The following is a 16,415-nucleotide window of genomic DNA, read 5'->3' on the forward strand; positions in this document are numbered from 1 at the left end:
TCTATGCTTTTTTTTCATACTCTATTTTAAACCTGACAAAATAACATTACATATACTCAAATGTCATACCAAAAATGTAACAAAAAACAGGTTTAAACGACTTTAAAAAAAGGAATAGCCTTACTGAAGATTTGTGTACAATTCCCCTAAGGCAAAAAAAGAATAATAAAAAGAAGGTGCCTTAATGAAGCAAGGATTAATCTCGATTATTATCCCGTCTTACAATGAAGGTTATAATGTCAAACTCATTCATGAATCTTTAAAAAAGGAATTCAAAAGCATTCATTATGATTATGAAATATTCTTCATTAACGACGGAAGTATTGATGACACGCTTCAGCAGATCAAAGACCTGGCATCCAAATGCAGCCGAGTGAAATACATTTCATTTTCGCGGAACTTTGGAAAAGAAGCCGCGATCTTGGCCGGATTTGAACATGTTCAAGGTGAGGCAGTTGTCGTGATGGACGCCGATTTGCAGCATCCGACCTATTTGCTGAAGGACTTTATCAAAGGCTACGAGGAGGGCTATGATCAAGTCATTGCCCAAAGGAACAGAAAAGGGGATAACCCCGTGCGTTCGCTTCTTTCGTCCCTTTACTACAAGTTCATTAATAAAGCGGTGGAAGTTGATTTGCGTGACGGTGTCGGAGACTTTCGGCTGTTAAGCCGCCAAGCTGTGGATGCACTTTTGAAATTGAGCGAAGGCAACCGCTTTTCAAAAGGCCTGTTTTGCTGGATAGGCTTCGAACAGAAAATTGTTTTTTACGAAAATGTCGAAAGAAAAAACGGCACATCAAAATGGTCATTCAGCAGCCTTTTTAATTACGGAATGGACGGCGTTGTCTCCTTTAACCATAAACCGCTGAGAATATGCTTTTACACCGGCATTTTTGTATTGCTGCTCTCTCTTATTTATATCATAGCCACGTTCGTCAAAATTCTTACAAACGGTATTTCTGTACCCGGATATTTCACAATTATATCTGCGGTCTTATTCCTTGGCGGGGTTCAGCTGTTAAGCCTTGGCATCATAGGAGAATACATCGGCAGAATCTATTACGAAACAAAAAAACGTCCGCATTATTTGATCAAAGAAGCAAATATCCCGAGCAAAGATCTGCCTGAAACGAACGAATTGAAAAACATGCGGCGCCTGACCAAACTGCACTGAAATGAATCAATTGCCATTGGCAGTGCTTTTTTGCATGCTTACAGTTAACGGCAAGACTGGAGAATCCTTATGAAAAAAAGAAAACATGTCATGATTTATGCGGCCAGTCTGTTCATAGCCGTTCTTGCGCACGCTTTTTTTGTGAAAGAATGGGCGGAAGGTAGATATATGACAGGTCCGGGTGACGGACTGGCGCAAATGATCGTATTTAAGAAATTATTATATGAACAATACACGCAAGGAAACTTTTTCTATGATTATTCATTCGGACTCGGCGGCGGCACATTCAGTCAGCTTGGCTATTATTTTTCTGCTTCTTTCCTTTTTCTTGCGACAGCCGCCGCAGTATGGCTGCTGCAATCCGTTCATCTCATCGGTGAGGCGGACACGCTTTTTTGGGCGCAGTCAGCCGTTTTTATCAGCATTATTAAGCTGAGTCTGATTATTTTTACAGCAGCTTGTGTTTTCAGCTATTTGCTCAAACGCAGAGCAGCAGCGTTTACGGGTGCTGTACTATACGGAGTATCGATTATTTACTTTCGCCACGAAGCGTATTGGGAATTTTTCACCGATACAATGATTTGGCTCCCGCTTCTCGTGCTCGGAGCGGAAAAAATCATCAGGGAGCGGCGTCCGGCATGGTTTATCATTGCTTGCTCACTGAGCTTAATCAACAATTTTTACTTTGCATACATAAATCTGATTTTTATTGGAATTTATATTTTGTTCAGATGGCTGATCAAGCTGGAAGATCATGAAGTGAAAAAATGGGTTCAATGCAGAATGTTTTTAGTCTCGGGACTCATTTCTTTCGGTATCAGTGCGGCGGTATTTGTGCCGGTGGTTTACGGGTATTTAAATAACCTGCGTCCTCCGTATAATGAAAAAATAGAGTGGCTGAATTTTGATGATAATATTTTATTTTCAAGCAGGATTATCGTGGTGCCAGCCATCTTTTTGCTGTTTTTGTTTGTCATTTCTTTTTATAAACACCGGGTGTTTCGCCTTTTTGCCGGATTGAGCCTTCTGTTTATCCTCTTTCATTTCAGTCCGTACGCGGCAAGCGCCTTTAACGGCTTTTCCGCACCGCAAAACCGGTTTGAATATATTTTGGCCTTTACAATCGCCGGAGCAGCCGCCGCAGGTTTATCACAGCTGCAGGAGCTGAGGCGGAAAGAACTGCTTCCTGCAGCAGCGATTGTTCTGCTTCTTTATTGGTATCATGTCCAAAGGTATGAGCTTGATATATGGAAGCCAGCGAATGAAAGCATCCTACTGCTTTTGTTCCTGACAATCGCTGCTTTGTTTACCGCAGTTTTTGTGAAAAAACGGGCAAAGCTGGCTGTATACGGTGTGGTGATTCTGTCTTCGCTGCTTGTTGCTAACACCTATCAGAAATATGCGCTCTCAGAAGGAGGCGGGCTGGACAGTGTCTCAAAATCCTATATTACAAGCGAGGAATACAAAGGAGACGAACAATCTCAGCTCATCAGACATGTGCAAAAGGAAGACAATGATCCGCTCATGAGAATCGACTGGATGAATGGCGTCCGCAATAACACTCCGATTATTTACGGATTTAATGGATTCAGCGCCTACTCGAGCATTTTAAACAGCCACTTGCTCTCCTTCTATTGGAATGATCTTCGCATCGATATGGGAAGAGAAAGCGTCAGCCGCTACGCTTCATTGGGGGACAGAGCGAATTTGTACAGCCTGCTTTACGGCAGATACTATATGACGGAAAAAATAAACGAAGCGAATGTTCCATACGGCTTTACAAAACATATGGAATCAGAGCACTACACCGTTTATGAAAATCAATACATGCTTCCTTTCGTCAAATCAGCCGATAAAGTTTACTCAGAAAGGGATTTGGAAAAATTGCCGGCTCTTGCGAAAGAGCAAGCGATGCTGAAAGGAATTGTGTTAGCAGATCCAACTGAAAAAACAGAGCAGCCGCCTGATCTGGCGAATCTGATCTCCAAATCGGATATCACTGCAAAACAAGCTCAATATCAAAACGGACTCCTTACGGTAACTGGAGAAAACGGCGGAGAATTGATCATCACTCCGAAAAAGGCGTCAGCCGGTCCGGGCGATTACTATGTCAGTTTTTATTTAAAAAGCAAAGCAAAAGACAAAGGATTTACGCTAAAGGTAAATGATTATGTCACAACAAGAAAATCTAATCAATCGATCTATAAAACGGGTGTAAATGATTTAACCATCAGAGTGCCTCAATCAGATCATATCTCGATCAGGCTTCCGAAAGGAACGTACGAGCTTTCACACATAGCGCTTTATGAAGAAAATTATCAAACATTAAAAAACGCTGTGTCGCAAAACAAAACAGAGAGAACAGACAGCCTGAAATGGAATAAAAACAAGCTGACATTCACATATCACAATTCCAAACCCCAGTACATCATGCTCCCGATTCCGTATGAGAAAGGCTGGGAGCTGAAAATTAACGGGAAACAGCAGAAAATGGAAAAAGCCGATTACACTTTTATCGGTTTTAAGGCGCAAAAGGGAGACAATCAAATTGAACTGACCTACTATCCGCCATATTTTAAAATATCAGCACTGATTTCTTTCATCAGTCTGCTCTTAGCTGTTATTTATACAAGACGCAAAAAAGCCCGGCTCTAAATAGAGCCGAGCTTTAATTTTTTCTGAAGCTTTTCTTCGCTGAATATCCAGCCGGTATAAGATGAGCGTATCTCAAGATCATGGCTGATATGAACGATTGCCACAAACGGATAGTGCCCTTTACTCCGATAACGCAGGTCAATAAACCGTACCTCGTAATGATCCTTATACGTATCCACTTCCCACCTGTAAACCGGTGAGAACGACAGAAACGCCGCAATGTTATCATCCTGCTTCGCCGCTTGCATAACGTCGGTTTCAGGAACCGGCACCCGATTAAACGTATCAAGTATCACCACATGCCCGTCCATGCTCCTTCCTACATAAAAAGCATGCGCAGTCGTAACCGCAATCCGCCATTGCCTGAATTTCATCGTCGGTGAAATGATAATGTTTTCGATCTCTTCATGAATCATCTCACGGAGCTGCCGTTTGATTCGCAGCTGCATCATCAGGCGCAAGATATAATAGCCTGCCAGTATTACGTATAAGGTGAGAAATGTGATACCGGGGCTGCCGCCGACATACCAAACCGCGATGGCCGCCAGATGGCTGATAAATATAAACGGATCAAATGTGTTAATCAGCCCGAGTGCCACCCATTTTTTCGAAAACGGCCGGATGGCTTGTGTACCGTACGCGTTGAAAATGTCAACAAATACATGCAGCACAACTGCCAGCAATGTCCACAGCCACAGATGCAGAAAATCAGCCTGCGGATAAAATAAATACAAAATCGCCGGAATGATGACAGACCAAAACAAAACGGCGGGAATAGAATGGGTAAAGCCTCTGTGATTTCTTATATAAACAGCATTGTTTTTAAGTTTTAACACAGTATCAATATCAGGAGCCTGTGAGCCCGCAAGCGTAGCGATCATGACTGCGTGAGCCATTGCCGGATCTGTTCCGACAACCGGATCCAGTGTCGCGATTCCGCCGAGGGCGATGCCCATGACAACATGTGTGCCCGTATCCATAGGTGACCTCCTTGCAGGTGTATCCTGCACATTCACTTTTGTAAGACATTACCTATTTTTATATACCCAATCTTTTAACCTGTTTAATCGTTCTCATATGTTTCCGCTTTTTCTTTACTTCTATTTAATGTAACATATTATCGTACTGTGCCCTTAGTGTACAACAAAAAACAGTCTAAAGAAAAGCGGGGCGCGAGAGACTGGGGAGAAACACATATGAACGTACTTGAAGATAAGGTAAAACAAAAAGATATACAGCAATTTCAAAATGATTTAATTAACTGGTTCGAAAGAGAACAGCGCATTCTGCCGTGGAGAGAGGACCAAGATCCATATAAGGTGTGGGTATCTGAAGTGATGCTCCAGCAAACGAGGGTAGAGACGGTCATTCCTTACTTTTTACGGTTTGTGGAGCAATTCCCGACAGTAGAAGCGCTCGCTGATGCCGATGAAGAAAAAGTGCTCAAAGCATGGGAAGGTCTCGGTTATTATTCGCGGGTCAGAAACCTGCAAAGCGCTGTAAAAGAAGTGAAGCAGCAGTACGGAGGAGTTGTTCCATCAGAAGAAAAAGAGTTTGGCGGCTTAAAAGGCGTAGGCCCTTACACAAAAGGAGCAGTGCTAAGCATTGCCTACAATAAACCGATTCCCGCGGTTGACGGAAATGTGATGCGTGTCATGTCGAGAATTCTGTCCATCTGGGATGATATTGCCAAGCCAAAAACAAGAACGATTTTTGAAGAAGCAGTCCGTGCGTTTATTTCAAAAGAAAAACCCTCTGAATTCAATCAGGGTTTAATGGAGCTGGGAGCCATCATCTGTACGCCGAAATCACCTTCTTGCCTGCTTTGTCCTGTTCAGCAGCATTGCTCAGCGTTTGCAGAAGGGACTGAACGAGAACTCCCGGTGAAAAGCAAAAAGAAAAAACCCGGGATCAAAACAATGGCTGCAATTGTACTGACAGATGATGACGGACAAGTCTATATTCATAAACGCCCGTCTAAGGGACTGCTAGCCAATCTGTGGGAATTCCCGAATCTTGAAACACAAAAAGGAATCAAAACAGAGCGCGAGCAGCTCACTGCATTTTTAGAAAGTGATTTTGGCATACAAGCTGAAATCAGTGACCTCCAAGGTGTAGTGGAACATGTTTTCACCCACCTGGTATGGAATATTTCTGTGTTTTTCGGTAAAGTAAAACAAGTGTCGGATGCTGCAGAACTGAAAAAAGTAACGAAGGAAGAGCTCGAAGAATTCGCGTTTCCAGTGTCACATCAAAAAATTTGGAAGATGGCAGTGGAAGCAGCCGGAGTATATAATTCGGCTGCTCGGTAAGAGTCCTTAATCATAACTGACGCGCGTGCCGTGGCTGTAGTCTGCTTCATTGCGCTTCATTCCGCCGCGCGCTTCAATCTCTTGGGTTAATTCCCGGTATTTTGATTGGCCTTCTTCGTTCAAATAAGGCATAATTTGCTGAAAGGCATGATGAAAATAGGCGAGTTCACTGTTTTTCCAGTCTTTTTTGGAAATCATGGTCAATTCGCTCATATCTCGTCCGACATACATAACAGAAGACCCCCTTTAAAGTTCTTGCCATTATTGTTTGTGGAATGAAGAGAACTATACGCTACAAGGAGCTGAGGAAAAAATGGAACAAAATAAATGTGCACTCGTAACAGGAAGCAGCCGCGGCGTCGGAAAAGCAGCGGCGATCAGACTTGCGGAAAACGGCTATAATATTGTCATCAACTATGCACGCAGCAAAAAAGCCGCTCTGGAAACAGCGGAAGAAATCGAAAAACTTGGCGTGAAAGTGCTTACCGTAAAAGCAAACGTAGGCCAGCCCGCAAAAATTAAAGAAATGTTTCAGCAAATTGATGAAACCTTTGGAAGACTGGATGTTTTTGTTAACAACGCTGCATCAGGCGTACTGAGACCGGTTATGGAATTAGAGGAGACACATTGGGACTGGACAATGAACATCAATGCAAAAGCCTTGCTTTTCTGCGCTCAGGAAGCGGCAAAGCTGATGGAGAAAAACGGCGGCGGTCATATTGTCAGCATCAGCTCATTAGGTTCAATCCGCTACCTTGAAAACTATACGACAGTTGGTGTGTCAAAAGCTGCGTTAGAGGCTTTAACCCGTTATCTCGCAGTAGAGCTTTCACCAAAACAGATTATCGTAAATGCGGTATCAGGCGGAGCGATTGACACAGATGCGCTCAAACACTTCCCAAACAGAGACGACCTTTTGGAGGATGCACGTCAAAATACCCCGGCGGGACGTATGGTCGAGATTAAAGACATGGTTGATACGGTTGAGTTTTTAGTGTCCTCAAAAGCTGACATGATCCGCGGACAGACCATTATCGTTGACGGCGGGCGCTCACTGCTCGTTTAAAAAAATTTTTTAAAAAAAGGAATAGCCACTCGATCACCTGCACATTCTAATGACCGTGGAGGTGATAACAATGGCTAACTCAAATAACTTCAGCAAAACAAACGCTCAACAAGTCAGAAAACAAAACCAACAATCAGCTGCTGGTCAAGGTCAATTCGGCACTGAATTTGCTAGCGAAACAAACGCTCAGCAAGTCAGAAAACAAAACCAACAATCAGCTGCTGGCCAACAAGGTCAATTCGGCACTGAATTCGCAAGCGAAACTAACACACAGCAGGTAAGACAGCAAAACCAATCTGCTGAACAAAACAAACAACAAAACAGCTAATCACTGAAACAGAAAAAAGCACTTCATCTTCGGGTGGAAGTGCTTTTTTCTGTTTGAAAAACGACAAAACTTGTGAAAGCTCAACAGAATGAGTCAAAGGGTTTGCCAGATCAGAATCGAAATGATTAATGGTGGAAACGTTTAGACTTTGACCAGGCTGAAGGAGGAACCGATGACGGAATTTGAAAAGCTGGTAATAGAACAGATGAAAACGATGGACAAGCTTCTCGATCTCCAATCAGAGCTCGACCGCTGCAAAGAAATCGAAGCAGAACTCCGGCACTTGGAAAGGGACGCAAGGCTGCGCGGTATTCAGGGTGAAATTGCGGTAAAACGAAAGCATCTTGCTGATATACAGGATACATTTCAAAAACAGACAGAGCAGGTGATTCGTTCATATCGCAGCTCAGAAAAGCCGTCTTCCTATGTGTAGAGCAGGAATGTGCCATTCCCAAGCCGGAATGGCTCTTTTATTTTCATTTTTCAATTTGTAACGTTATAATAGGTAAAAGACGTTGTCGGTAAGCAAATTTGGACATACTAACTGTAGGGCTTTATAGAAAGTAGGGGAGAAATATGGGTTATCCCAAGGAAGGAGAAACCATTCAAATTCACAGCTATAAGCATAATGGGCTGATTCATAGAATTTGGAATGAGACAACAATCTTAAAAAGTACAGAAATGTGTGTCATCGGAGCCAATGACCGGACGATGGTAACCGAATCAGACGGCCGGACATGGATAACCAGAGAGCCCGCGATCTGTTATTTTCACGCAAGACAATGGTTTAATGTCATCGGGATGCTGAGGGAAGACGGGGTTCATTATTATTGCAACATCAGTTCTCCGTTTGCCTATGATGGCGAAGCAATTAAATATATTGATTATGACTTAGATGTTAAGGTTTTTCCTGACATGACTTACAATATTCTCGATGAAGACGAATATGATGATCATCGGAAATCCATGAATTATCCAAAAGAAATTGACAGTATTTTAAGAGACTACTTAAACACGTTGCTCCATTGGATTCATCAGCGGCAGGGCCCGTTTGCACCTGAGTTTGTCGATATGTGGTATGAACGGTATTTGCGCTATACAAAATAATGGTTACGTAAAAACCTGTTGCGGGGTACAACAGGTTTTTCACATGGGCTCACACACATCATGATAAAGAGAGGGGGAATCAACGTGGGGGTTATGAAACGCTATATGCAATTCGTCAAACCTTATAAGAAGCAGATTTTCATTACAGTATTAATCGGGATCGTAAAATTCTCCATTCCGCTTGCTCTCCCATTGCTTCTGAAGTACGTAGTTGACGACATTATTCAAGGAGGCGGAACGGCCAGTGACAAAACAACGTCATTGTTCACCATTATGGCGATCATGTTCGCCTTATTTTTAATTTTGCGCCCGCCTGTTGAATATTATCGGCAATATTTTGCCCAGTGGACAGCCAGCAAGGTACTCTATGATATAAGAGCCAAGCTGTTTGATCATATACAGAAGCTGAGCCTTCGTTTCTATGCGAATACTAGAACAGGGGAAGTCATTTCCCGAGTCATCAATGACGTGGAACAAACAAAGGATTTTGTGATCACAGGTCTGATGAATATATGGCTCGATATGCTGACGATTTTGATCGTGATCTCTATCATGCTGACACTGGACGTTAAATTAACGCTTATTTCCATCATTTTGTTTCCGTTATACGGTATATCAGTGAAGTATTTTTACGGCCGTTTAAGAAAGCTGACAAGAGAGCGGTCACAGGCGCTTGCTCAGGTGCAGGGGCATTTGCATGAACGGATTCAAGGCATGCCGGTGATCAGAAGCTTTGCGATAGAAGACCATGAGCAGGCCAACTTTAACGAAAAAAACAGCCATTTCTTAGATAAAGCAATCCGTCATACGAATTGGAATGCCAAAACCTTTGCGGTTGTCAACACCATTACAGATCTGGCACCGCTCATCGTGATTGCATTTGCCGGCTATTTTGTCATCAACGGACCGCTGACAGTCGGAACGATGGTTGCGTTTGTCGGGTATATCGACAGAATGTATAACCCTGTCAGAAGGCTGATTAATTCTTCTACTACCTTGACGCAGTCAATCGCTTCAATGGACAGGGTATTTGAATTTATTGACGAGCCGTATGAACTGACTGACAAACCAAATGCTATCAAAGCTGACCATATCCGCGGAGAAGTCGAATTTCGAAATGTGTCGTTTCAATATGAAAAGGGAAAAGAAAACATCCTTCACGATGTGTCTTTAAAAGTAACCAGAGGAGAAACCGTAGCCCTCGTTGGAATGAGCGGCGGAGGGAAATCCACGCTCGTCAGCCTGATTCCAAGGTTTTATGATGTATCAAGCGGCAAACTATTGATTGACGGGACAGATATTCGGGATTATGAAGCAAGAAGCCTGCGTAATCAGGTTGGCATGGTGCTTCAGGATACCTTTTTATTCAGTGAAACGATTAGAGAAAATATTGCGATCGGAAAACCTGATGCCACGCTTGAAGACATTATGGAAGCTGCAAAAGCAGCCAATGCACATGATTTTATTATGAGTTTTCCGGAAGGGTATGAGACCCGTGTGGGAGAAAGAGGCGTTAAGCTCTCAGGGGGACAAAAACAGCGGATTTCCATTGCGCGTGTATTTTTGAAAAATCCGCCGCTGCTGATCTTGGATGAAGCTACTTCAGCTTTGGATCTTGAAAGTGAGCACTACATTCAAGAAGCGATGGACAAGCTGGCGAAGGACAGAACAACTTTTGTTGTGGCCCACCGCTTATCAACCATCACACATGCGGATAAAATTGTTGTCATGGAAAACGGAACAATCATCGAAACCGGAACCCATGATGAACTGATGGATTATGACAGTCAATACAAGCACTTATTCACAATTCAAAACTTGAACTAAACATCAATCTTATATCCTTTGATCAAGGATATAAGATTTTTTTGTATAAAAAAACCCGGTGACGTGAACCGGGCTACTCTTCTATTTCCAATTCGCAGTCTTTCGGATGGTACGTTTGAAAGCTTGTAATAAGTGTTTCTAAATGTTCAAGCTGCTCGCGGTATTCCACAGCGCTTGCCATAATATTAAGCATATTATAATCAAGAAGCTCATCATCTGAGTTGCGCTGGTTTCTAAGAAATGACTTTGTCAGCAGCTGTTTGTATTGGATGCCTTCTTCATCTGTATCATCATGCGGTTTAATTTTGCCGACAAACCTCATCAAAATCCGCTCGTGCCAATGAAGCAGGTAATCAAGTTCTTCAGTCAGCGTTTCCTGAAACTCTTCAGGCATATGATAAATCTCGTTTTCCAGGCGATGCAGCTTCTTCAGCGTGTCGAGCGCCCGGTTTGCGGTTATTATCGCCTGTCTGAACAGGACAAGTTTTCTTGATTTCACGTAAGTCGTTTTCTTAAAGTAGCTTCTTTCTTCTTTATATAGAAGATATGTCTGATCAAGCTTGATCATTTTTTCTTTCAGTTTTTCAATATCCTCTTTCAAAATCGAATGCTCTGTTGACTGGCGCATAATCAGCCTGATCCATTTCATAATTTCTTCAGTGTTTTCGACTGTGTTATGAATCAGCTTTGTCTCGTACTTAGGCGGCAGGAACACCAGGTTGACGATAAAGGAAGAAAGTACCCCTAAAATGACTGTGCTTGTTCTGATCAGCGCAAACATTAAGAAGTCGTCACCGGCAGATTCTAAAATCGCAATAACTGTAACAAGAGCAATCGAAATCGTATGTTCAATTTTAAGCTTCAGCATTATGGTAATAACAATAACTGCTGTCAATCCGATCATAATCGGACTGGGTCCGAAAATAAGACCGAATACTGTGGCAATAACAGCTCCGATAATATTTGCCTGAACCTGATCAATAATAATAAGAAAAGAGCGGTAAATTGACGGCTGGATCGCAAATATCGCTGCAATCCCAGCAAAAATCGGTGCGGGAAGTCCGATCCACGAAGCTAAATAAAGAGCCAGCGTAATCGCGATCCCTGTTTTGAAAATGCGGGCACCAAGTTTCATTGGTTTGTGCGTGCATTCCTTTCTATAATAAATTGTTTGACCTAGCAAATGGCTAATCCTTAAAATTCCCTGTGAGTTTATTTGCTAAACAATTAAGTAATATACAGGGATCAATACAATTATTCAAGCTATTTTTCAAGAAAATGACCAAAATCTTACACGCTTTTTAAAACTACAAAAAAACAGGAGCTTTAAGCTCCTGTCCGGGGATGTGCAATATTACTTTTTAAGATGTTTAAAAGCATCCTCAACAGCAGCAAGCGTATCTTTAATATCCTGCTCTGTATGCGCTGTTGTGATAAACCACGCTTCATATTTAGAAGGTGCGAGATTAATGCCGCGCTCCAGCATCAGCTTGAAAAACGTAGCGAATGTTTCACCGTCACTGCGTTCTGCCTGATCGTAATTTTCTACTTTCTCATCAGAGAAGTATACCGTCAGCGCACCCTTTAACCGATTGACTGTTATTGTGATGCCGTGGGTTTCTGCGTGTGCCAAAATGCCTTCCTCAAGCATAGCGCCAAGATGGTCAAGCTTTTCATACACGCCTTCCTCTTTCAGCACTTCCAGACAAGCAATGCCGGATAAAATAGAAGCGGGGTTTCCGGCCATTGTTCCTGCCTGATATGCAGGGCCGAGCGGTGCGACTTGCTCCATAATTTCTTGTTTGCCGCCATAGGCTCCAATTGGAAGTCCGCCGCCAATAATTTTTCCGAGTGCAGTTAAATCCGGTTTCACCTGTAAAAGATCCTGAGCACCGCCATACATAAAGCGGAAAGCAGTAATGACTTCATCATAAATAACGAGGGCGCCCGCATTGTGTGTCAGTTCGTTTACTTGTTCTAAGAAACCTTCTTTTGGCTCAACGATACCGAAGTTGCCGACAATCGGTTCAACGAGAACCGCTGCGATTTCACTGCCCCATTTATCTAAGGCCGCTTTGTAGCTGTCAATATCATTAAAAGGAACTGTAATGACCTCGTTTGCAATGCTTTTCGGTACACCGGCTGAGTCAGGTGTGCCCAGAGTAGACGGACCGGAGCCGGCCGCTACGAGCACAAGATCTGAATGGCCGTGATAACATCCTGCAAATTTAATAATTTTGGTGCGGCCTGTGTAAGCACGAGCCACACGGATGGTCGTCATCACAGCTTCTGTCCCTGAATTGACGAATCTTACTTTATCCATAGCAGGGATGGCTTCCTTCAGCATCTTTGCAAAAGTAACCTCATGTTTTGTCGGTGTTCCATATAATACACCGTTTTCTGCGGCTTTTTTAATCGCCTCTGTAATATGCGGGTGGGCATGTCCGGTGATGATCGGCCCATAAGCCGCCAAATAATCAATGTATTTGTTTCCGTCGACGTCCCAAAAATAAGCGCCATTTGCTTTCTCCATTGCAACAGGAGAACCCCCGCCAACTGCTTTATATGATCTTGAAGGGCTGTTTACACCGCCGACAATATGCTCTAATGCTTCACGGTGAAGTTCAACTGATTTTGTATACAAAAATAATAACCTCCTATATCTCCTTGCGTCCCCTCTATTGTAGCATGCTTCCAGACAAGCACAACGGATTCAGGCTCAAGATACAGGGTCATAGTTGTAATCTGGACAAGAATTGGATACGCTTAATACAAAAACATCCGGAGGTAAAGAAATGACTATTGAAATCGGACAAAAAGCGCCTGATATTGAGTTGAAAGGCGATCATGGGGAGATAGTAAAATTATCGGATTATGAAGGGAAGTATATCGTTCTTTACTTTTATCCAAAAGACATGACACCGGGATGCACAACTGAAGCATGCGATTTTCGTGACAGCCACGAAAACTTCGCTGAGCTGGATGCTGTGATTATCGGCGTCAGCCCGGACAGCGAGGAAAAACACGGGAAATTTAAAGAGAAGCATAATCTGCCGTTTTTGCTGCTTGTCGATGACGAGCACAAGCTGGCGGAGGCGTTTGATGTATGGAAACTGAAGAAAAACTTCGGAAAAGAATATATGGGGATTGAACGCTCCACTTTTTTAATTGACAAAGAAGGCCGGCTCATTAAAGAATGGAGAAAGGTAAAAGTGAAAGACCATGTAGCCGAAGCGCTCCAGACGCTGAAAGATATGTCGGGAAAGTAAAATCGTCAATCAGCCTCAATAGCATATACTGCAACTTTTACCCTAATATCAATTGACAAATTATCGTAAAAAGAGTTACACTAATTATAAACATTATAATGTAAGAATCTTTTTTAGAAGAGAGGTGCATGACGGATGGCTGCACATGAACTAAAAGAAGCCTTAGAAACGTTGAAGGAAACCGGAGTTCGCATTACTCCTCAACGTCATGCGATTCTGGAATATCTCGTTAACTCTATGGCTCATCCAACAGCGGACGATATATATAAAGCTCTGGAAGGGAAATTTCCTAACATGAGCGTAGCGACGGTATATAACAACTTGCGTGTGTTCCGGGAATCCGGCCTGGTAAAAGAGCTCACATATGGTGATGCTTCCAGCAGATTTGATTTTGTTACATCCGATCACTATCACGCCATTTGTGAAAGCTGCGGTAAAATTGTGGACTTCCACTATCCCGGCCTTGATGAAGTGGAGCAGCTCGCTGCACATGTGACCGGCTTTAAAGTAAGCCACCACCGTTTAGAAATTTACGGCGTCTGCCAAGAGTGTTCAAAAAAAGAAAACCATTAAAATAAGCTGACCGCGAAACGGTCAGCTTATTTATTTCGACATTTTCTTCTTATTATAAGACTCATCAAATTCTTTTCCTTCTAAGCTTTGATCTAAAGTCAGCGGCTCTCTGCAATGCATACACATATCTACTCTGCCTAAAACCTTGGTCTCTTTTTCACAGCCCGGACAAATGACCCGAACCGCTTTGGTCGAGAGCATGCCGATCCAAAAATAAACAACCGTGCTGAGCCCGATAGATAAAAGCCCAAGTATCATAAACAAACTCGAAAGCAAAACGGATTCCTTAAAAAAGATCCCGATGTACATAATGATAAACCCAACGAAAACCAAACTTAACGCAAACGTTCTGATTTTATTAATTTTGCTGGAGTATTTCGCCATGTCCATCCCCCTCTGAATTAAATATAGCACAAACCTGATGGTATTTTCTTCATGTTTTCGTTTGAAATGGAATTTAAATATGGAGACTTGCTTTGAAATTGTTTATAATAGTTCAATGTGTTTAGAAAAAAGGAATTTCGATTTAACCATAGAATTGAATCAAATAGAGAATAAAAAAATTGAACAATTGCATTGGAGGAATAGTGATGGAAAATCTTCTCCGTCCAATTTACCAAGAAAGAGCAAGTCATCCCAATACATTGGCTGTTATTATGATTGAGAGAAGAAACAAAACGTCTTCCATAACAGATAACTTTGATGCCGCTTTGCTTGTCATTGTAAAGCGGTCTGATAAGCCTGTTTTTATAAAGCATTATGAATTTGATCACAAAACAGCCTCTTTACATGTGATAACTGACGCTCAGGTTCAAGAATGGATTTTGCTCGGCACAAATAGAAGAATCATAGATTGGATTGTAAACGGAAGAGTCATGTTTGACCGCAATGAGTATATTGCTGAGCTTATCGACAGGCTTAATACTTTTCCGTTTGCAGAACGCAAACTGAAGATCGGCCTTGAATACGGCAAGTTAATTAGAAGATACGTTGAAGGAAAAGCTTTCTTTGAAGCCAATCAATTTTTAGATGCCTACAATGCAGTAGTCCATGCATTGCATCACCTAGCACGTATTGAAGTAATCGACAGAGGATTCCATCCGGAAACCACTGTGTGGAGTCAAGTGCGTCAGATGGAGCCTCAAGTGTACAAATTATATTCCGAGCTGATTGAAAGTCACGAAAGCTTGGAAAAAAGACTTGAATTATTATTCTTAGCAAATGATTTTCTGATTCATTCTAAAGCTGAGATTGGTTCAGCACATCTTTTCGAAGTGATGAAAGAAAAGGACATATGGCAATTTAGCGAGCTTCTTCAGCATCATGACTTAAAACATTTCACTCAAGACCTTGGCGTCATGCTTGATTACCTGACGGAAAAAGGTCTTCTCAGCGTGTGCCGAATTGAAACCAAAGGACAGGCTGTTTTTCATCGAGGATATTCTTTCAAAAAAGATGTTGACTCTGATTCCTGAGCATGGTATATTATTAAACGTCGCTGATGCGCTTCTGAAAAAATAAGCTCGCAGCGGCGGAGAAATAAAATAAAAAACATTTGACAAAACAAAGTCGAAATGTTATACTAATAAAGTCGCTTCTTAAAGAAGTGGCGGATGATCTTTGAAAACTAAACAAGACAAAACGTACCTGTTAATTCAAGTTTTATTATAAATCGCACAGCGATGTGCGTAGTCAGTCAAACTACTTTATCGGAGAGTTTGATCCTGGCTCAGGACGAACGCTGGCGGCGTGCCTAATACATGCAAGTCGAGCGGACAGATGGGAGCTTGCTCCCTGATGTTAGCGGCGGACGGGTGAGTAACACGTGGGTAACCTGCCTGTAAGACTGGGATAACTCCGGGAAACCGGGGCTAATACCGGATGCTTGTTTGAACCGCATGGTTCAAACATAAAAGGTGGCTTCGGCTACCACTTACAGATGGACCCGCGGCGCATTAGCTAGTTGGTGAGGTAATGGCTCACCAAGGCAACGATGCGTAGCCGACCTGAGAGGGTGATCGGCCACACTGGGACTGAGACACGGCCCAGACTCCTACGGGAGGCAGCAGTAGGGAATCTTCCGCAATGGACGAAAGTCTGACGG

16 protein-coding genes and 1 rRNA gene are annotated in these 16,415 nt (G+C 42.6%); 12 read left to right on the forward strand and 5 right to left on the reverse strand.

Annotated elements, in window-relative coordinates; all coding sequences use genetic code 11:
* The first annotated feature begins 184 nt into the window (after window positions 1-184).
* A complete protein-coding gene (locus UJ203_RS19820) occupies window positions 185-1,174 on the forward strand; it encodes a glycosyltransferase family 2 protein (protein WP_322013449.1) in 990 nt (329 codons plus the stop codon).
* A 69-nt stretch (window positions 1,175-1,243) separates the two neighbouring features.
* Window positions 1,244-3,829, forward strand: coding sequence for a YfhO family protein (locus tag UJ203_RS19825; protein WP_322013451.1), 2,586 nt, complete (start codon window positions 1,244-1,246; stop codon window positions 3,827-3,829).
* Here the strand turns inward: UJ203_RS19825 and UJ203_RS19830 are convergent.
* Window positions 3,826-4,809 carry a metal-dependent hydrolase gene (locus UJ203_RS19830; RefSeq protein WP_322013453.1) on the reverse strand — a complete coding sequence of 328 codons (984 nt, stop codon included), beginning with the start codon at window positions 4,807-4,809 and terminating at the stop codon, window positions 3,826-3,828. The genes UJ203_RS19825 and UJ203_RS19830 overlap by 4 nt on opposite strands.
* Before the next feature lie 216 nt (window positions 4,810-5,025).
* On the opposite strand from UJ203_RS19830, the gene mutY reads away from it, so the two are divergent.
* Window positions 5,026-6,141: an A/G-specific adenine glycosylase gene (gene mutY / locus UJ203_RS19835; protein ID WP_322013455.1), complete on the forward strand. Its 1,116-nt coding sequence runs from the start codon at window positions 5,026-5,028 to the stop codon at window positions 6,139-6,141.
* 6 nt (window positions 6,142-6,147) lie between these two features.
* On the opposite strand, the gene UJ203_RS19840 is transcribed toward mutY, so the two are convergent.
* A complete protein-coding gene (locus tag UJ203_RS19840) occupies window positions 6,148-6,372 on the reverse strand; it encodes a hypothetical protein (RefSeq protein WP_010333463.1) in 225 nt (74 codons plus the stop codon).
* Window positions 6,373-6,454: 82 nt separating this feature from the next.
* Between UJ203_RS19840 and fabL the strand changes: the two genes are divergently transcribed.
* The 5 genes from fabL (at window position 6,455) to UJ203_RS19865 (ending at window position 10,469) form a co-directional block, all read left to right on the forward strand.
* The gene (gene fabL, locus UJ203_RS19845; RefSeq protein WP_322013458.1) at window positions 6,455-7,207 is read left to right on the forward strand and encodes an enoyl-[acyl-carrier-protein] reductase FabL; all 753 of its coding nucleotides are present in this window, start codon (window positions 6,455-6,457) and stop codon (window positions 7,205-7,207) included.
* Between the two features lie 70 nt (window positions 7,208-7,277).
* Window positions 7,278-7,535, forward strand: a complete 258-nt coding sequence (gene sspE / locus UJ203_RS19850) for a gamma type acid-soluble spore protein SspE (RefSeq protein WP_024120660.1) — start codon at window positions 7,278-7,280, stop codon at window positions 7,533-7,535.
* Between the two features lie 172 nt (window positions 7,536-7,707).
* Window positions 7,708-7,968, forward strand: a complete 261-nt coding sequence (locus tag UJ203_RS19855) for a YgaB family protein (protein ID WP_322013461.1) — start codon at window positions 7,708-7,710, stop codon at window positions 7,966-7,968.
* Between the two features lie 143 nt (window positions 7,969-8,111).
* Complete coding sequence (locus UJ203_RS19860; RefSeq protein WP_003239685.1) at window positions 8,112-8,642, forward strand: DUF402 domain-containing protein; 531 nt, start codon at window positions 8,112-8,114, stop codon at window positions 8,640-8,642.
* Between the two features lie 84 nt (window positions 8,643-8,726).
* Window positions 8,727-10,469, forward strand: a complete 1,743-nt coding sequence (locus tag UJ203_RS19865; RefSeq protein ID WP_127695642.1) for an ABC transporter ATP-binding protein — start codon at window positions 8,727-8,729, stop codon at window positions 10,467-10,469.
* A 73-nt stretch (window positions 10,470-10,542) separates the two neighbouring features.
* On the opposite strand, the gene UJ203_RS19870 is transcribed toward UJ203_RS19865, so the two are convergent.
* A complete protein-coding gene (locus UJ203_RS19870; RefSeq protein WP_101860259.1) occupies window positions 10,543-11,604 on the reverse strand; it encodes an aromatic acid exporter family protein in 1,062 nt (353 codons plus the stop codon).
* Window positions 11,605-11,823: 219 nt separating this feature from the next.
* The gene (locus UJ203_RS19875; protein ID WP_044163752.1) at window positions 11,824-13,113 is read right to left on the reverse strand and encodes a glutamate-1-semialdehyde 2,1-aminomutase; all 1,290 of its coding nucleotides are present in this window, start codon (window positions 13,111-13,113) and stop codon (window positions 11,824-11,826) included.
* A 151-nt stretch (window positions 13,114-13,264) separates the two neighbouring features.
* On the opposite strand from UJ203_RS19875, the gene bcp reads away from it, so the two are divergent.
* Window positions 13,265-13,738, forward strand: a complete 474-nt coding sequence (gene bcp, locus UJ203_RS19880) for a thioredoxin-dependent thiol peroxidase (RefSeq protein WP_024120665.1) — start codon at window positions 13,265-13,267, stop codon at window positions 13,736-13,738.
* Between the two features lie 135 nt (window positions 13,739-13,873).
* Window positions 13,874-14,311, forward strand: coding sequence for a peroxide-responsive transcriptional repressor PerR (gene perR, locus UJ203_RS19885; protein WP_010333472.1), 438 nt, complete (start codon window positions 13,874-13,876; stop codon window positions 14,309-14,311).
* A 30-nt stretch (window positions 14,312-14,341) separates the two neighbouring features.
* Here perR and UJ203_RS19890 read toward each other — a convergent pair whose 3' ends face one another.
* Window positions 14,342-14,695 carry a YgzB family protein gene (locus UJ203_RS19890; protein WP_010333473.1) on the reverse strand — a complete coding sequence of 118 codons (354 nt, stop codon included), beginning with the start codon at window positions 14,693-14,695 and terminating at the stop codon, window positions 14,342-14,344.
* Window positions 14,696-14,901: 206 nt separating this feature from the next.
* Between UJ203_RS19890 and UJ203_RS19895 the strand changes: the two genes are divergently transcribed.
* Window positions 14,902-15,786, forward strand: a complete 885-nt coding sequence (locus UJ203_RS19895; RefSeq protein ID WP_322013471.1) for a nucleotidyltransferase-like protein — start codon at window positions 14,902-14,904, stop codon at window positions 15,784-15,786.
* Between the two features lie 231 nt (window positions 15,787-16,017).
* A 16S ribosomal RNA gene (locus UJ203_RS19900) occupies window positions 16,018-16,415 on the forward strand; the annotation flags it as partial.

Source organism: Bacillus sp. V26 (assembly GCF_034296245.1).
GTDB classification, from domain to species: Bacteria; Bacillota; Bacilli; order Bacillales; family Bacillaceae; genus Bacillus; species Bacillus halotolerans.

Excerpts from the sequence above, each read along its gene's own strand:
- UJ203_RS19820 (WP_322013449.1), top strand. The coding sequence starts at position 185 with ATGAAGCAAGGATTAATCTCGATTATTATCCCGTCTTACAATGAAGGT.
- UJ203_RS19825 (WP_322013451.1), top strand. The coding sequence starts at position 1,244 with ATGAAAAAAAGAAAACATGTCATGATTTATGCGGCCAGTCTGTTCATA.
- UJ203_RS19830 (WP_322013453.1), bottom strand. The coding sequence starts at position 4,809 with ATGGATACGGGCACACATGTTGTCATGGGCATCGCCCTCGGCGGAATC.
- mutY (WP_322013455.1), top strand. The coding sequence starts at position 5,026 with ATGAACGTACTTGAAGATAAGGTAAAACAAAAAGATATACAGCAATTT.
- UJ203_RS19840 (WP_010333463.1), bottom strand. The coding sequence starts at position 6,372 with ATGTATGTCGGACGAGATATGAGCGAATTGACCATGATTTCCAAAAAA.
- fabL (WP_322013458.1), top strand. The coding sequence starts at position 6,455 with ATGGAACAAAATAAATGTGCACTCGTAACAGGAAGCAGCCGCGGCGTC.
- sspE (WP_024120660.1), top strand. The coding sequence starts at position 7,278 with ATGGCTAACTCAAATAACTTCAGCAAAACAAACGCTCAACAAGTCAGA.
- UJ203_RS19855 (WP_322013461.1), top strand. The coding sequence starts at position 7,708 with ATGACGGAATTTGAAAAGCTGGTAATAGAACAGATGAAAACGATGGAC.
- UJ203_RS19860 (WP_003239685.1), top strand. The coding sequence starts at position 8,112 with ATGGGTTATCCCAAGGAAGGAGAAACCATTCAAATTCACAGCTATAAG.
- UJ203_RS19870 (WP_101860259.1), bottom strand. The coding sequence starts at position 11,604 with ATGAAACTTGGTGCCCGCATTTTCAAAACAGGGATCGCGATTACGCTG.
- bcp (WP_024120665.1), top strand. The coding sequence starts at position 13,265 with ATGACTATTGAAATCGGACAAAAAGCGCCTGATATTGAGTTGAAAGGC.
- perR (WP_010333472.1), top strand. The coding sequence starts at position 13,874 with ATGGCTGCACATGAACTAAAAGAAGCCTTAGAAACGTTGAAGGAAACC.
- UJ203_RS19890 (WP_010333473.1), bottom strand. The coding sequence starts at position 14,695 with ATGGCGAAATACTCCAGCAAAATTAATAAAATCAGAACGTTTGCGTTA.
- UJ203_RS19895 (WP_322013471.1), top strand. The coding sequence starts at position 14,902 with ATGGAAAATCTTCTCCGTCCAATTTACCAAGAAAGAGCAAGTCATCCC.